We start from the raw sequence: 14,953 nt of genomic DNA, 5'->3' as shown, positions 1-14,953 counted from the left end.
TCGGCCGATACGGACCGGAATGTCACCGAAGCCCCCATGCCGGCATAGACCATGTCGCGGGTACCGGCCTGAAACTCTTCGCCATCGACGACGACGATGCCGGCACCACCAATATTGACAGCGATCAGCTCGCGCCGGGCCAGAAGCGTATCGGTCCCGGCAGGCTTGATCGTTTCCAGTGAAAGCGGCGCGGAAGTCGGCATGGCACCACCGACGATCATCCGGTCGTAATTGGTGTAGTGAAGCTGGATGCGGCCAGCCACGAAGAGCGGCGGCAGCAAGAAGTTTTCGCGAAGCTCGGCGGTCCCAAATCCCGCTGCGGCCCGCGGATCAATCGCGAAGCGATTGGTGTAGTCAGTGTGAGTCACGTTGCCTCCCAATGTCTTTTCAAAGTCATCATACATATTGATCATACTTGAGCAACCGCAATCGCTTCATTCCGATCAACTGTCGACAGCCTGAGGGATGTCAAAAGGTCTGAATTATAAGGAATTGCCGTCGATCGGCTCGGACTCCGCAATTTTGTATGATAACATCCACAATTGTTGTCTTAATGGAGCACTGGCGGTATGCTCGGACATCATTTGCAGAGGCGACAACACCCTTGAACGCAATTCCTCCTCCGGTCGATGGTGGTCCACCACGACGACAGAAGCTCTCTGAACGGATCGCCGACTCCCTCCGCCAGGACTTCCTTTCAGGCCAGATCTCCGTCGGACAGAAGTTGCCGACGGAGGCCCAACTCGCAGAATCCTTCGACGTCAGCAGGACCGTCATTCGCGAGGCGATCGCGGCTCTCTCGGCCGATGGGTTGCTGGAAACGCGACAAGGGGCAGGCATCTTCGTGATTGGTCACCAGTCGTCCGCTCCGATCATAAGACAGGACCGATCAAGCAACATATCGCACGCCCTGAACGTGCTTGAAGTTCGCATCGCGCTTGAGGCTGAAGGTGCAGCGCTGGCCGCCACCCGCAGAAACGCCTCGCAGGAGGCGCAGATTCAGGAGAGCTTTTTCGAGTTCGATCGGCTCCTGCAGCTTGGCAAGCCCACCGGCCAGGCCGACTTTGCGTTCCACCGATCCATCGCCGAGGCAACCAACAACCCTTTCTATGTTGAAGTCCTCGACGCGCTAGGGGCGCGAACCATCCCTTGTGACGTCACCTCTCCTTACGCCACCGAAGAGGTTCTCTCGGTCAGCTACCAAGCCGGATTGCAGCGGGAACATCTTGCCATCCTCAATGCAATTTCTGCAGGCGACGCTACCGGTGCGCGCGACGCCATGCGCGCTCATCTGTCTGCAAGCCAGGAGCGATATCGCGAACGCCTGAGGGATCGGCGCACGCGATATCAAAGCATCGTCGAAGCAAGCTAACGGATAACGATGCTCAAAGGGCCTGGGGTGACTGGCGCCATCATGACCCTCCGACCTCATCCCCGCTTGGCTTTCACCTCGTCAGATGTGCCAATCGTTGCTCGCAGTGGCTTCGGTGGCAGCGTGCAATGGGCTGTCCGCCAGGGTGTAGGCCCTGATATAGTCGATGTGCATTTCCGATCCGTTCGTAAGACCGTTGGACGGCGCTCCAGCCGTACCGCCGACAGCGAGGTTGACCAGCATGTACATGGGATTGTGCATGTCCTCGGGTGTATCCGTCTGCGCGACTGCGACGTCATCGAAGTACCAGGTGATGTGATCCTCGTCCCAGAGGACGCCGTAGTTGTGGAAGCCTTCGGTACTTGCCACCTTGACCGGAAAGGACGTCATCGTATGTGCGCCGCCATGGTCGCTGTGGACTGTGGCATTGACAACGTTCGGCTCCTGACCGCGCATCTCGACGACGTCGAGTTCTGGTGGCCAGGAGCCGTCCTCCGGGAGGAGCCAGAAGGCCGGCCAGACGCCCTGTTCCGTCGGCATATCGGCACGAATTTCGAAATAGCCATAGGTCTGGGCGAAGGACGAATGGGTGTTCAGGAGACCAGATGTGTAGTCGTAGCCGTTGATCTGCGCCTGGATCGCCTGCGAGGCGGGTTCTGCAGAAATCGTCAATACGCCGTTGCTCACAGAGAATGGATTTGCCGCTGCAGTCGGTGCGTAGGACGGGTTGATGTACCACTGCAGCTCACCGTTCCCGGTCAACGGGCTGCCGCGGTCCGGCGCCCACCAGAACTTGGCATCCCACGTGCCCTGGTCGCCACTGCGCAAGGACAGGCTGTTGAATTCGTCATCGAAGCTCAGCGCCAGCTTCGAGCGGTCGAGCGTCAGTTGAAACTGGCTCGCCTGCAGATCCGACACCTCGGTATTGGCAAAGACGAGGCTCTCACCGCCACCGAGATCCAGCCGCAGATTGGCGCCCTCCTGAGTCGTATGAGCCAGCACCTGCTCGAAGGACGAAAGCCCGTAGCTGTTCAGGCGCACCGTATCGTCGCTACTGAAATCGACAATCAGATCACTCCCGTGGCCCTTGGTGACCAGGAATGTGTCGGCTCCGCCTCCGCCGATCAACACGTCGTTGCCGGCACCGCCGTCGATCGTCTGGCTTCCCGAGGCTCCGGAGATGATGTTGTCCTGGGCGTTGCCGAAAGCATAGCGCCCGGCGCCCGTCACAGTCAGGTTCTCGAAATTCTCGGGAAGCGTATAGCTCATCCAGGTGTTGATGGTGTCGGTTCCACCGCCGGGCTCTTCCGCAGCACGGTTGATGGCGGAATAGAGATAGTAGATGTCATCGCCGGTTCCGCCGTGCATGGTCACGTTGACGGAACTGTCGCCCCATATGGAGTCGTTGCCGGACGTGCCATTCAGCACAGGGCCGGAACCGGTTGCGGAGAACCATGCGGTCGAGGCGCCACTGTAGAACAGCGGTTGGCCGACAGCATTTTGTATTGATTTTGCCATTATCAACTCCTTCGGGTTTTCGTGCTTCTCATGGTCTCCTCCTCCGACGGCTGTCGTCATTCCTCCCGAAATGCACGGACCAGCTGGTCCGTAAACGGCTTTGCGAGATAACCGAGCGCCGTGCGCTCGCCCGTCTCGATGAAGGCTTCGACGGGCATCCCGGCAACCGGTGCCAGCTTGCCAAGCCTTTGCCATTCGCTCTCGGGCACCGCGACCCGCAGCGTGTAGTAGGATTGGCCGGAATGCGTATCCGTTGTCAGGTCAGCGGAGACAGATGCAACGCGTCCCTTCAATTCCGGTGTTGTCCTGTAGCTGAACGCCGAGAACCGCAGGCTGACCTCCTTGCCGACTGCGACCTGGTCGACGTCCTGTGGCGACAATTTCAGCTCGGGCGTGAGCATGTCGTGATCGGGCACGATCTGCATGACGGCCTCGCCTGGCGTGATCACGGCACCGCGCGCATGGACAGCAAGTTGATGGACGATGCCGTCTTGCGGCGCCCTTATGTCGACGTGTCGTAGCTCGTCCTCTATCGCAACGCGCCGCTCGGCGTATTCGCCACTGTCGCCCTCCGCCTGCCTCAGCTGTTCGGACACCTCGCTTCTGTGATCGTCACCCACCTGGATAATCTGCAACTCCGTTTCGGCGATTTTTCCTTTGATTTCCGCGGTCGAGGCAACGAGGCTGCCAAGTTCTCCCGTCAAATCGGCCGCATCACGTTGCAGGGTGTAGACGCGGGTTGCGGGAATAACTCCCTGCCGAAGCAGCGGCTCCAGGCTTGCAAGCTCCTTGCCAATGATGCCGATGGCGCGACGCTTGCCCTCCTGCTGGGCCGACAGTCCTTCGGCCTGCTGGTCGAGCTGACGGACGCGCTCGCGCAGTTGCGCTGTCCTTCCACTGAGCGATGCGCGACGGTCATCAAACAGCCGCAGCTCGGAGCTCATGAGGGCGGTAGCCTGAGTGGCATCGGCATCTCTGACGACCGCTGGAAAAAGAATGGCGTTCGCGCCGTCGCGTTCTGCAGAAAGCCTGGCTGATCGCGCTGCAAGCTCTCGCAGCCGCCGCGATACGATCGCAAGATTCGCTTTCGTCTGGGTGTCGTCGAGATGAACGAGGATTTGGCCAGCCGCGACGTGATCGCCGTTGCGGACGAAGACCTGTCCCACAGTGCCGCCCTTCTGGTGCTGCACCGGCTTCACATAGCTGTCGACGACCAGTGTCCCCTGGGCAATCACCGCGCCGTTTATACGGATCGCCGAGGCAAGCCCGCCAAGAACCCCGACGAGCAGGGCAGCTGTTGCAAGGGCAAGCAACGTAAGTCGGCGGATTGCTCGTTCCGTCGATGTCACAGCCCCGGTCATGACGACAACTCCCCGCCGGCGCGAAGCGGTCGGACGAAGGAACCGGTGGCAGCGACTGACTTTGGTCCCGTCTTGAGAACATCGTTCCTCGCGCCGAACGCTTTGCCCCGACCGCCCTCGAGAACAAGCACCTTGTCGACCGCGGAAAGCGCGCTCGCCCGGTGAGCGATGATCAACACCACCCCTTGCCGCGACCGAACGGACTCGATCGCCTGCGAGAGTGCCAGCTCGCCCTGAACATCGAGATTGGAATTCGGCTCGTCGAGCACAACGAGGAACGGATCCGCGTAGAGGGCCCTTGCCAACCCGATGCGTTGCCGCTGGCCCGCGGACAGGGTTCTGCCCTGCTCGCCGATCCGCGTATCGAAGCCATCGGCAAAGCTCACGATCATATCGTAGACACCCGCGGCCCTGGCGGCGGCGATGATCAACTCCGAAGAGGCCTCCGGATCGAACCGGGCAATGTTGTCGGCGATGGTTCCGTCGAACAGCGACACGTCCTGCGGCAGGTAACCGATGTTGCGGCCGAGTGCTTCCGCCGTCCATTGTGAAAGCGACGCTCCGTCCAGCCTGATATCCCCTGCAAGAGCCGGCCATAGGCCGACGATGCCCCGCGCCAGCGAAGACTTGCCCGAGGCGCTCGGACCGACGATGCCAACTGCCTCACCCGCGCTAACCTCGAAGGACAGCCCGCGAATGATCGGCATCTTCGAGCCCGGAGCTCCCAGATGAAGGTTCTCCACGGCCAGTGATTGCCGCGCCGCCGGTAGCGCGACGTCTCGCTGCCGCCCGTCGGAGAGCTCGACCTCGCGGTCGAGGCGCGACCACGCCTGGCGGGCAGCCGCAAATCCTCGCCAGTGCGCGATGGCAAGCTCGATCGGGGCGAGCGCGCGGCTCACGAGAATGGAGCTCGCAATCATGATGCCGCCAGTTGCTTCCTGTCGAATGACGAGTATGGCGCCCACGGCCAGCACGGCGGACTGCAGCAACATGCGCGCGGAGCGCGACAGGGTTGAAAGCGAGTTGACGAAAGTGGCCGTGCGCAAGTGACTGTCGAGGTGGCGCCGGTTGACTTCGGCCCAGCGCGCCGAGAGCGTCCCACCAAAGCCCATTGCGACGACCGCTTCTGAATTGCGCCTCGCGGTTTCGGCGAAAGCCATTCGCTCAGAAAGGATGGTGGCCGTCTCCCTCGTCGGACCGCGTGACTTCAGCTCCGCAAGCAGCGCCAGCCCCGTCAAGAGAAGCGCGCCAGCCACGGCCGTGAGGCCAATCCAGTGATGAAACAGGAAGCAGAGGGCGAGGTAGAAGGGCATCCAGGGCAGGTCGAACAACGCTCCCGGGCCAGGGCCGGACAGAAATCCACGCACTGTATCGATATCGCGGATCGTCTGCAGACCGTCTCCCGGCGCCGGCTTGCGCGATGCCGACAGCGCGACTGAGAGGAAGGCCGGCCCTGAGAACCGCTCATCCACCGCCCGTCCGATCTGCCCGAGAAGCAGGGATCGCGTGAGATCCAGAAGCCATTGGAACGCAAAGAGGGACACAACGATGATGACCAGACCGACGAGGGTCGGCAGGCTGCGGCTGGGAATGACGCGGTCATAGACCTGGAGCATGAAGAACGAGCCACTGAGCGCCAGGATATTGACGAGGCAACTGGTTACACCAAGCCCCAGAGCGCCAACACGCAACGACGAGAAGAGCCCAAAGAAGGGTCGCGGCTGCGAGAGGGATCCGGTTTCAGACAAATGGACTCCTTGTGGTCGTAGCGCAGACACACCATAGCCGAGGCCTTCGGTGGTCGAGAAATCGAGATCGCTTGCCTAGACTGAGGCAAAAGAGACCGAATGACGACCGCAAACAGCGGCGTCTCTTCATTCCGCGCTAAGTCGCCAAATCAGGCGTTAAGCGCGAAGTCGTGTTCCAGTCACGTCGTCGAATGACTGTCTTCTTTCGAACCGCGACAGCGCGATTGCTGAGCGATTCGGCAGTACTTGTGAGGGCATTTTATGACTTATATAAGATCCCGGTTGCAATTTGTGTCCGGATTTGCGTTTCCAGCCGCGTGCTCGAAGGCTCCGCAAGTCTCACCGGGTACGATCCACGTTCAAATGATCTGCGCTATGCATCTGACTGGTAGTAGCAAGTGCGGGCACCAATCGATTGGACAAATCCAGCGACACTAGTCTAGAGCGGCTGAACTCTGTCATAAACAATCCGGATCAGATTTGGGGCGGGAACAATTCGCTTGTGCGCAATCGAGGTCAAATCTGGGGCGGCGACAATTCATTCGTGAGGAATCCAAGTCAGATCCCTGGCGGACCCTGACAGTCCGGGACGAATTCAACCACAGCGCCATTCGTGAGCGTGTCAGCATCGGTATTCTTGGACATCGTCACTAGACCTGGTGTATTCGCGCCTCACTGTTCGTCCCGATGAATAACGAGCTCGCGCCCTGATCTTGCGCGTTGGCTTCAAGCAAAGCCAACTGCGTGGGCTCTATGAAGCTCCGCGGTGGTAGGATGATCCATCCGTCATCATCCCCCACCGCGACGAAGTCCCCTACGGCCACACAAAGAGCCGACAGCGCGCAGATGAGCGCGGCCCTGTCATCGTGATTGACGACCTTGCCAATGTCTCGCGACAACTGCCGGCCTGGAAGACAATGCGCCATCAGCGCGCTTAGGACGCCCTCAGCCGTGAGATGCTGGAACAAGGTGTCGGACCGATCGCCCCGCCGCGCCGCAAGATGGACCGGGTCCGCAATCATCATCCCAAGGAACGAACTCGGAAACGCTTCGACAACCGCCCTGTCATCGATGGCAATGCCGTGCCCCGCCGCATGTAGATCGGCATGCTTGACGAGATGGCGAACACACTCGTTGGCGTGATGGTTGAGTAGTCTGCCAACAGGTGCGCTTGATTGACCAGGCTTACCGATCAGCGGACGAAGCCGGCGCGTCAGCATCCGCTCCGCTGTACGGTAGCGACCTATGATCTCAAAGCCGCGACGGATAGGACCATCAAAGGCTGCCGCGAGAATGGGGCGTCCGACAGCCAACGTCGCGATCGTTTGCTCTCGCTCGGGTTCGACAGCCCGGAAGCGCGCACCCTCCCACGAAATGGTCGTTAACGACCACTCAAGCCGACAAATGGCGCTGGAGCGCCGTGTCGGCGAGCATCCCACGTCTATGCCAATGACGGCGCCACTTTCCATTAATATCCTTCTGATCAGCCTACTGTACACTCTACTGAGTTTGAGACGATGGCGCGAGAAATGCCTTCCCCCGCCTTATCCTTCTCAAGGATGACGGCGCTGGCGCGCCGTTCGGAACCGGTGTACGTCATGGGCGGGGCGCTCCTGCACGCTCAAGCGCGGCGGCGAGGCGTTCGACAAGGGTCGCGCGCTGCTCCGGAATCAGCTTGTCGAGATTGATCTGCTTCCATCGTACGGCCGGCAAATCGGCAGCATCAGGCACGCCCAACAGCGTCCAGTCGGGATCGCCGCGTTTGAAGCCTAGCAAAAATTCCTTGTGCTTTGCCGGCATCCGGCCCGAAATTTCGGCGATGAGCTTCTCCCTGGCTGTGATGAGATCATCGGCGCTGACGGGTTCTGCCGTCATGCCTTCAAAGTTCTCGAGATATTCAGCGGATATGTCCTTCCGCCGCGGCGCGACCACTTCCGCGATCGGTCGGTCGTGGCTGATGAGATAGACGATGAAGGCTGCACGCAGATCGTCGGTGATGCCCTCATGGGCAAGCAGCTGCGCTGCGTCGAAAAGATCACGGGGATGCTGCCGGTCCAGCGCCGCCACGATCTTGCCCGCATAGAGATCGGCAAAGGAGACAAGCCGAGTCTGCGCATAACCGAACCGTGCCTCCGTCTCCGCTGTGACGCTTCGCTCCTCCGCGGGGAAAACGCAGCCCCGCAGCACGGGCGTTACCTCAATCTTAATCTGGGCATCGCGGGTCTGCACCGTAAGCTTCGTGACAATTTTCTCCGCGCGATTGACGACCTCTGTAACGCGCGCACCGTGCATGCCTACGGCGATGGTCTTTCCGAGCCGTTTCATCGCCGAGTCGATGGCGGCGAGCGACTGCGCCCTATCGGCGACTGGCAGATATGTGAGGTCGATATCGACCGACAGGCGCGGCAGGTCACGCAGGAAGAGATTGATGGCCGTCCCGCCCTTGAGCGCAAAGTCCTTCTCCGCCGCCACGAAAGGCATGACCGCGATCAACAGCGCGACCTGACGTTCATAGGTTTCAGATAGAGCCACTGAGTTCCTCCGGCACGGTGATCTGATAGGTGGGGTCGAGACGTCCGCCTTTGACGAGCATCCGCTTGCCGTTGCCGAGATCGACTGCCTTCCTGTCGATCTGGCTGAGCCAAGACGGGCTGTGGCGGTCGGCGAACCAGAAGAACAGGCGCTTGACCTTGATACTGCGGCAGTCCTGTAGCAGCAGGTTGAGGCGGCGCGGGCTCAGAGTGCGCAACCCCTCGGCGATCATATCGACGTTGTGGAAGCTCTGCCGGTTGGGAAGCTCGTCGAGTAGTTCCAGGAAAGCGCGCTCGGGCGTCGAGACCGTCAAGGCGCGTTCGTCCTCACGCAGCAACCGTACTGTCCCCGCCTGCTGATCGGGGGCAGCATGGATTGACTTGAAGAGGCTCGGAGTGCGGTGAAAGCGGAATGTCTGCCGCAAGGGCAACTTCGCGAGCCATCCGGGCGGTGGCTTCGTGCCGTAAAGATGAACGACGCTCGCGCCCGACGGGGCCACATAGTGGGTCAGTCCCTGCAGGTCGAGGGCGGTTATAGCGCCGACGACCAGGTCTCGTTCTAGTAGGGTCTGCAACGAGATGACCACTCCCTGCCAGGTGAGCTGCCCCAGGGGGCGCTTGAAGGTGCCGCGCGCAGGCTGATCCAGCCACCCGGCGGCCACGTATTGTGTGCGCAAGCTGCTGGAATAGCCGTGCGCCTCCATCCAGGCCGCGTCGGCAAGCAGGCCTTCAGGCAGGGTTCTCCCCAGCTGGTTCAGCTTTCCGGCTTTTCGCTCAGTCATACTTAGTAAAATGGCATATAATCAAACCGAAAGCCAGTTTGAAAAGAGCAGAAAATACTTAGTTTGACTTAGGAAAAGCAAAAATCTGCAAACCAAAAAGGCGAGGACTTCAGCGGCAGAGAGCCATAAATGAGGAGTTAGGTTTCTAGTTCTTCCTTCTGTGGCCATCGATAAGCGCGTGTTGAATTTGACAACGACTTCAATAGCCTAACCAAAGGCAGTTTCAGGTTGTCTGACTCGAAATTTGAGAGACTCGAATACATGCGAACAAGACTCGGATGTCATAAGAAGCCTCAATTCCGCATCGACGTCGCGTGTAGCGTCGGAACTCGGCCGCCACAATGGCGCCACAGATTTTCGCGGTTATCTTGCATCAAAACAAGCGGATAGCGGACAATGAAGTTCCTGGTTCTATTTGCAACAGTGCTTTTGTTTGCGGCCTTTCAGGCCGAGGCGCAGATTTACGGTCCGTATGACGACTACGGTGACTATGGCGACTACGGCTACTATGATCCGTATGGTCCATATGGACCGCCACCCGACTATGGCGAGCCGTTGCCGCAGCGCCAACCCCGAACGGGAAGGGGCGGGACAATCGTCATCGCCACACGCGAGCACACGCTTGTCTATACGACGCCTCAAGGTGAACAGCTCGCCTATCCGATTGCGGTCGGGCGCCAGGGAAAACGATGGTACGGCACGACGCATGTCACGTCGAAGCGCAAATATCCCGAGTGGCGACCGACGGCCAGCATGCGCCAGAAGAATCCGAGACTGCCAATGGTCGTGCGTCCCGGCCCTTCCAATCCGCTCGGTACACGGGCCATTTATCTTGCGGACGGCCTGCTGCGCATCCATGGCACCAATGATCCGTCCTCGATCGGCACGAATGCGTCAAGCGGCTGCTTTCGCATGTACCGCGAGGACGTCGAGGAGCTCTACGAGATGGTCCGTCCGGGAACACGCGTGATCGTCCGGCGGTGATATAACAATCGCCCAGTTCGGGTGTCGGCCACACAAAACTTTTCAAGGGTCCACGTCTGGCGTTTGGAGGCGCCTTGATACGACCGCCAACGCTGGCGTCGACGTCCCGTCATCAAAGCTTCATGCGGCTCTGCCATCACCTCATGACGATGTCGAATCCAAATCTCGCCGAAATCCGTCCCGTGTCATCCCGCATCTCACCGACTGCCTCGCCGCGCCTTGCGGCATTGGCGGTAGCCGTTCTCCTTGGAGGTGCCAGAGCGCGAACATCGCTGCGTCGCCGCCTTGATGGCGAATTGGTCGCAAAAGCGCCGAGGGACTATCAGACCGAGATCGACGTTGCCGTCGAGCGCATCATCGTCGATGAGTTGAACCGATCCTTTCCCACCTACGCGATCAAAGGCGAAGAAGCAGTCGGCAACCGGAACGCAAAGGAAGGCGTGCCTGTCATCTATATCGATCCCATCGACGGGACGACAAATTTCGCCTGGGGAATTCCGCATTTCGGGATGACAATCTCGATCGTAGAGGAAGGCGAACTTGTCGCCGGCGTCGTTTACGACGCGATGCTGGATGAGCTTTTCAGCACGGAACTCGGCGGCGGAGCCTATTTGAATGGCGAGCGGATCCGGTGTGTGAGCTCGAAGGGAGTTGAAGACGTGCTCGTAGGGGCCGGCCTGCCGATTCCCGGACAACTGAAGGCCGTGCCGGAAGACGTGTACTTCAACGCGCTCAAGCGGTTAATGGCCACAACCGCGGGCGTGCGACGGCTGGGTTCGGCGGCCTTGTCGATCGCCTATGTCGCCTGTGGTCGCCTGGACGGCTTTTTTGAGGATGGCTTGTCACTGCACGACTACGGCGCCTCCGCCCTTTTGGTGCGCGAGGCAGGCGGCAAAATCTCGGCGTTTGATGGTGGACCCGTCACCGCGAACGGAGACATCGTTGCCGGCAATCCCGCCCTCCATCCCTGGCTTGTCAAAGGCTTTCAGGCCTGATCTTCGATCAGAAGCCGTTCCAGCCCGACCGGATCATCCGTCGTGATCTGGTCAGCCTTCAGTTCCAGGAGCCGTTTGACGCCGGGCAATGCGGAAGGGACGGCGGAGTTGATCGTATAGGCGTCGACGAGCCGCCCTGCCCCCTGAAATTCGCCGATCAGGTCGTAGCCCGCCTGATCCGCAAATAGCACCAGGCGGCGATCGAGATAGATCATTTGCGCGCGCGGCACGGCTCGTAGCGCACCGGCAACAAAACCCACGAAATCGCGTGTTTCCATCAGCCGCTCGATGGCGCCGTCGTGGCAGGGGTCGTAGCCGATTGCCATGTCAGGCACCGCATGCGAGAGCCGCTCGACGGCAAGCGAGTCACCGCCTGAAAGAATGACTGAGTCGGCAACAGGCGAAATAGCCGCAGCGAATGCGGCGATGTCGGCGTCACGAATGACGTCCGAATTTTCTTTCAGGTCAAGCTGCAAGCCCGCCCTCGGATCCCGGCCGACCTGAGCCAACAGGTGCCCGAGATCCGCAAGCATCATGACCTTGTGTTCGCTCGGCGCCCCGAAAGGATCGCGAAGATGCAAGCCACGCAGGTAAGCCTCGGATGCGGATCGAACCATCCCGGTGCCGGTTGTCGCGGCATCAAGCGTCTCGTCGTGCAGCACCGCAAAACCATCACCGGCAAAGCGCATCAGATCGACCTCGACGCTGGCGCCGAGTTCCATGCCTTCCACGATGCGCGCGCCGGTAAAGGAGATGTCGCCGGCAAATCGATGTCCCCGGTGCCACTTCAGCCAGGTACGATGCCCTGCTCTGTCGATCGCAATTCCACGGCCCTCAAGCATGACCAAACACCCGATTGTTCTCCTGTGTCGGGACCGCGACGGACTGGTGAACGAGCCGGTTGTCTCGGAACGCCCTGAAGGCGGCCGCCACCGGTTTCACCGACGTGCCCATGGTCCAGCCACTGTTGCTTGATGTCATCGCTTTCATTCTTGTTCCGTCGCTGAGATCGACGTCGACGATCTTATGGGTGCCAAAATCGATGCTACGGTGAACGATGCCGGTACCCATCTCGTTCGCCGCGACAAGTGACAATGCTTCCGGTCGAATCGCAAGTACGATTTCTCCGTCCGCAACGGGAACAGGGAGCGAAAAGGCTGCATGTTGGCTGATGCCATTCCTGACCGTGGTGCGAATGAAGTTCATCGAACCGATGAACCCGGCGACAAACTCGGTCTCTGGCTCGCGGTAGATGCGATCGGGCGGCGCAATTTGCTCGGTGCAGCCATCGCGCAACACGACGATCCGGTCGGCGAGCGCCAACGCTTCATCCTGTCCGTGCGTGACGAAGAGCGTCGTGATGCCAAGCCGCTGCTGGATGTCCCGCACCTCCTCACGCAACCGCTCACGCAAGTGCTGGTCGAGGCTGGCGAAGGGCTCGTCGAGCAGGAGGATCTTGGGTTCGAGCACCAGCGAGCGGGCCAGCGCCACACGCTGCTGCTGGCCACCGGAAAGCTGCATGGTGATGCGCCTGCCGTAGTCGGCAAGACCAACGAGCGCCAGCGCCTGTTCGACGCGCTCTTTTATCTCGGCTCTGGGAAGGCGGCGAAGCTTGAGGCCGAATGCAATATTGTTGAAGACGTCCATATGCGTCCACAGGGCATGGCTTTGGAACACCATGCCTGTCGGACGTTTTTCCGGCGGCAGTGACGTAACATCCTTTGCATCTATCAGAATGCTTCCCGCTGTCGGTCGTTCGAAGCCGCCAATCATGCGCAGCAATGTCGACTTGCCTGATCCGGAAGGACCAAGCAAACAGACCAGTTCACCATCCTCGACATCGAGGGAGACATCGCGGACCGCATAGGTGGCGCCGAAGCTCTTGGATATCCCTTTTATGGTCAAACGTGCCATCTGAAGCCCTTCCTGGTGCCATCCGCCGCAATGAACATCATGCTCCCAGCCCCCTTGCGAAGGTACCGGTGCCGACCACTCTTCGGGCAAACATCAGTGCGACGAAAGAGGGAACCCACAGCATCACCGATAGGACGGCGCCATACTGAACGACGATCTGGTTGTTGATGAAGGTGACCATGAGGACGGGCATCGTGCGGATCTGCGGCGCTCCGATCAGCCACGCCCCTTCGGTTTCGTAGAACGTCCCGACAAAGGTCAGCAGGAGGGCCGCAGCGATCGTTGGCGCGGCCTGCGGCAGGGTAATCGACCAGAAGACACGCAAAGGGGTTGCCCCGGCATCGCGCGCGGCCTCTTCCATTCGCCGATCGACGTTCTTGAAAGCCGCCACGGGAATCCAGATCATCAGCATCAGCGTTCCGACCAGTTGAATGAGGACCACACCCCAGAACGTGCTGATCAATCCGATCTGAAGAAAGATCCCGGCGATCGCCACCAGAAGCCCGAATTTCGGGAAGGCATGCGACGCCAGGAACGACAGAAAGAGAACGTCCCTGCCCGGGAATTTCATACGCGCAAAGGCATAGGCGGCCGGGAGACAGATTACCGCTGAAAGAATGGTCACCGTCGTCGCCAGACGAAGGCTGAGAAAAAGGGCATCCCATACATCGGTTCGCGACAATGTCAGCGACCAATAGCGCAGTCCGAACTGTTGGGGGATCACAGCCGGGTAGCGCCAGACCTCGCTGAACGCCCAGGTTCCGACGACAACGAGCGGCAAAGCGATGAACAGCGTCAGCAGCAATGCCAGCAGGGCGCCGATCCAATCCATCTGAGCCATGACAAGCCTTCCGTGCCGCATCACACGCCTCCCCTGTTGCGGGCGATCGAACGCACGTAAAGCACTCCGAAGACAAGGCAGAAGCCGAAGGCGATGACAGCCTGCGTCAGAGCGTTGACGGGGTCGTTCATGTCCGAGAACGTCCGCTRCATGAAGGGCCCCATCATCTCCGGCGATGCCGGCCCGAGAAGATAAGGCAGCGTGAAGGACGAGAAGATGCCGAGGATTGCGAAAGAAGTGGTGACGAGCAGGGAATTGCCCATCCGCGGCATGATGATCGACAGGAAGACGCGCAGCGGCGAAGCGCCGACGTCCCGTGCGGCTTCGATGGAGCTCTTTGGAATATTTCCCAGTCCGGCCGTCAGCATGAGGACCGTGAGCGGCAGGTTATCCCAGACGAGACCGATGACCGGCCCCCACGGCGTCAGGTAGGGTGACGGCAGCTTCGGCAATCCAACGGCATTCAGCAACACGTCGACGGCGCCGTTGGGGCCAATGGTACGGATCAGCGCATAGGACAGAATGATCGAGGGCACGAACATCGGAAAGATGGCAAGCCCTTGCACATAGGCCGAGAGCGGCCCGCGGGAAAACCGGAGATAGAGCGCGATCGGCAGGCCGATCGCCAGAAGCAGCACTCCGCAAACCAGGGTCGTCCAGAGCGTGATCCAAAGGTTTGCACGACTATACTGGTCGCTGAAAAAGAACTGGTAGGAGGCGAAGGATATCGCCGATGCGCCACCCGGCTGCGCAACGAAGATCGTGCTCGCGACCGCCGACAGGATCGGGTAGATGATCAGCCAAGCCAAGAGAAGCATAGGCAGGGCTACCAAACCAAGCCCCACCCAACCCTGACTTCTCGCCGGCGCGGACAAACGCGCCAGCAGCGGAAGTGACATTGACCTGC

13 protein-coding genes and 1 pseudogene are annotated in these 14,953 nt (G+C 60.1%); 3 read left to right on the top strand and 11 right to left on the bottom strand.

The features are described 5' to 3' along the window. Positions 1–368: pseudogene (locus tag AC1DE4_RS15415) on the bottom strand (5-dehydro-4-deoxy-D-glucuronate isomerase); the annotation flags it as partial. Between the two features lie 236 nt (positions 369–604). On the opposite strand from AC1DE4_RS15415, the gene AC1DE4_RS15410 reads away from it, so the two are divergent. Continuing rightward, positions 605–1,372, top strand: a complete 768-nt coding sequence (locus AC1DE4_RS15410; RefSeq protein WP_025660573.1) for a FadR/GntR family transcriptional regulator — start codon at positions 605–607, stop codon at positions 1,370–1,372. 81 nt (positions 1,373–1,453) lie between these two features. Here the strand turns inward: AC1DE4_RS15410 and eglC are convergent, their stop codons facing one another. The 6 genes from eglC to AC1DE4_RS15380 all read right to left on the bottom strand — a co-directional run bounded on the left by eglC (position 1,454) and on the right by AC1DE4_RS15380 (position 9,312). Then, a complete protein-coding gene (gene eglC / locus AC1DE4_RS15405) occupies positions 1,454–2,890 on the bottom strand; it encodes an endo-1,3-1,4-beta-glycanase EglC (RefSeq protein WP_477881973.1) in 1,437 nt (478 codons plus the stop codon). Positions 2,891–2,946: 56 nt separating this feature from the next. Further along, positions 2,947–4,251: an HlyD family type I secretion periplasmic adaptor subunit gene (locus AC1DE4_RS15400; RefSeq protein WP_477881971.1), complete on the bottom strand. Its 1,305-nt coding sequence runs from the start codon at positions 4,249–4,251 to the stop codon at positions 2,947–2,949. Continuing rightward, a complete protein-coding gene (locus tag AC1DE4_RS15395; RefSeq protein WP_477881969.1) occupies positions 4,248–5,999 on the bottom strand; it encodes a type I secretion system permease/ATPase in 1,752 nt (583 codons plus the stop codon). The genes AC1DE4_RS15400 and AC1DE4_RS15395 overlap by 4 nt, the downstream gene beginning before the upstream one ends. 650 nt (positions 6,000–6,649) lie before the next feature. Then, the gene (locus tag AC1DE4_RS15390) at positions 6,650–7,468 is read right to left on the bottom strand and encodes a hypothetical protein (protein ID WP_477881967.1); all 819 of its coding nucleotides are present in this window, start codon (positions 7,466–7,468) and stop codon (positions 6,650–6,652) included. Between the two features lie 127 nt (positions 7,469–7,595). Beyond that, positions 7,596–8,531: a nucleotidyl transferase AbiEii/AbiGii toxin family protein gene (locus AC1DE4_RS15385; protein WP_477881965.1), complete on the bottom strand. Its 936-nt coding sequence runs from the start codon at positions 8,529–8,531 to the stop codon at positions 7,596–7,598. Then, positions 8,518–9,312, bottom strand: a complete 795-nt coding sequence (locus tag AC1DE4_RS15380; RefSeq protein WP_025660299.1) for a type IV toxin-antitoxin system AbiEi family antitoxin domain-containing protein — start codon at positions 9,310–9,312, stop codon at positions 8,518–8,520. Before AC1DE4_RS15380 ends, AC1DE4_RS15385 begins: the two co-directional genes overlap by 14 nt. A gap of 396 nt (positions 9,313–9,708) precedes the next feature. Here AC1DE4_RS15380 and AC1DE4_RS15375 point away from each other — a divergent pair, with 396 nt between their 5' ends. After that, positions 9,709–10,296 carry a L,D-transpeptidase gene (locus AC1DE4_RS15375; protein ID WP_025660298.1) on the top strand — a complete coding sequence of 196 codons (588 nt, stop codon included), beginning with the start codon at positions 9,709–9,711 and terminating at the stop codon, positions 10,294–10,296. Positions 10,297–10,445: 149 nt separating this feature from the next. Further along, entirely contained in the window at positions 10,446–11,291 is an 846-nt protein-coding gene (locus AC1DE4_RS15370) for an inositol monophosphatase family protein (protein ID WP_025660297.1), read from the top strand. Here the strand turns inward: AC1DE4_RS15370 and AC1DE4_RS15365 are convergent. Genes AC1DE4_RS15365 through AC1DE4_RS15350 form a run of 4 tightly spaced genes read right to left on the bottom strand, consistent with a single transcriptional unit; the run spans position 11,282 to position 14,945 of the window. Further along, complete coding sequence (locus AC1DE4_RS15365; protein ID WP_025660296.1) at positions 11,282–12,133, bottom strand: glycerophosphodiester phosphodiesterase; 852 nt, start codon at positions 12,131–12,133, stop codon at positions 11,282–11,284. The two genes, AC1DE4_RS15370 and AC1DE4_RS15365, sit on opposite strands and share 10 nt — an antisense overlap. Continuing rightward, positions 12,126–13,205: an ABC transporter ATP-binding protein gene (locus tag AC1DE4_RS15360; RefSeq protein WP_477881962.1), complete on the bottom strand. Its 1,080-nt coding sequence runs from the start codon at positions 13,203–13,205 to the stop codon at positions 12,126–12,128. The genes AC1DE4_RS15365 and AC1DE4_RS15360 overlap by 8 nt, the downstream gene beginning before the upstream one ends. Before the next feature lie 37 nt (positions 13,206–13,242). Beyond that, complete coding sequence (locus AC1DE4_RS15355; RefSeq protein WP_477881960.1) at positions 13,243–14,046, bottom strand: ABC transporter permease; 804 nt, start codon at positions 14,044–14,046, stop codon at positions 13,243–13,245. Between the two features lie 20 nt (positions 14,047–14,066). After that, a complete protein-coding gene (locus AC1DE4_RS15350; protein ID WP_477881958.1) occupies positions 14,067–14,945 on the bottom strand; it encodes an ABC transporter permease in 879 nt (292 codons plus the stop codon). Positions 14,946–14,953 lie beyond the last annotated feature (8 nt).

The sequence above is a fragment of the Rhizobium sp. 10N414 genome, from assembly GCF_056394785.1.
This window is presented reverse-complemented; position numbering and strand designations above follow the sequence as displayed.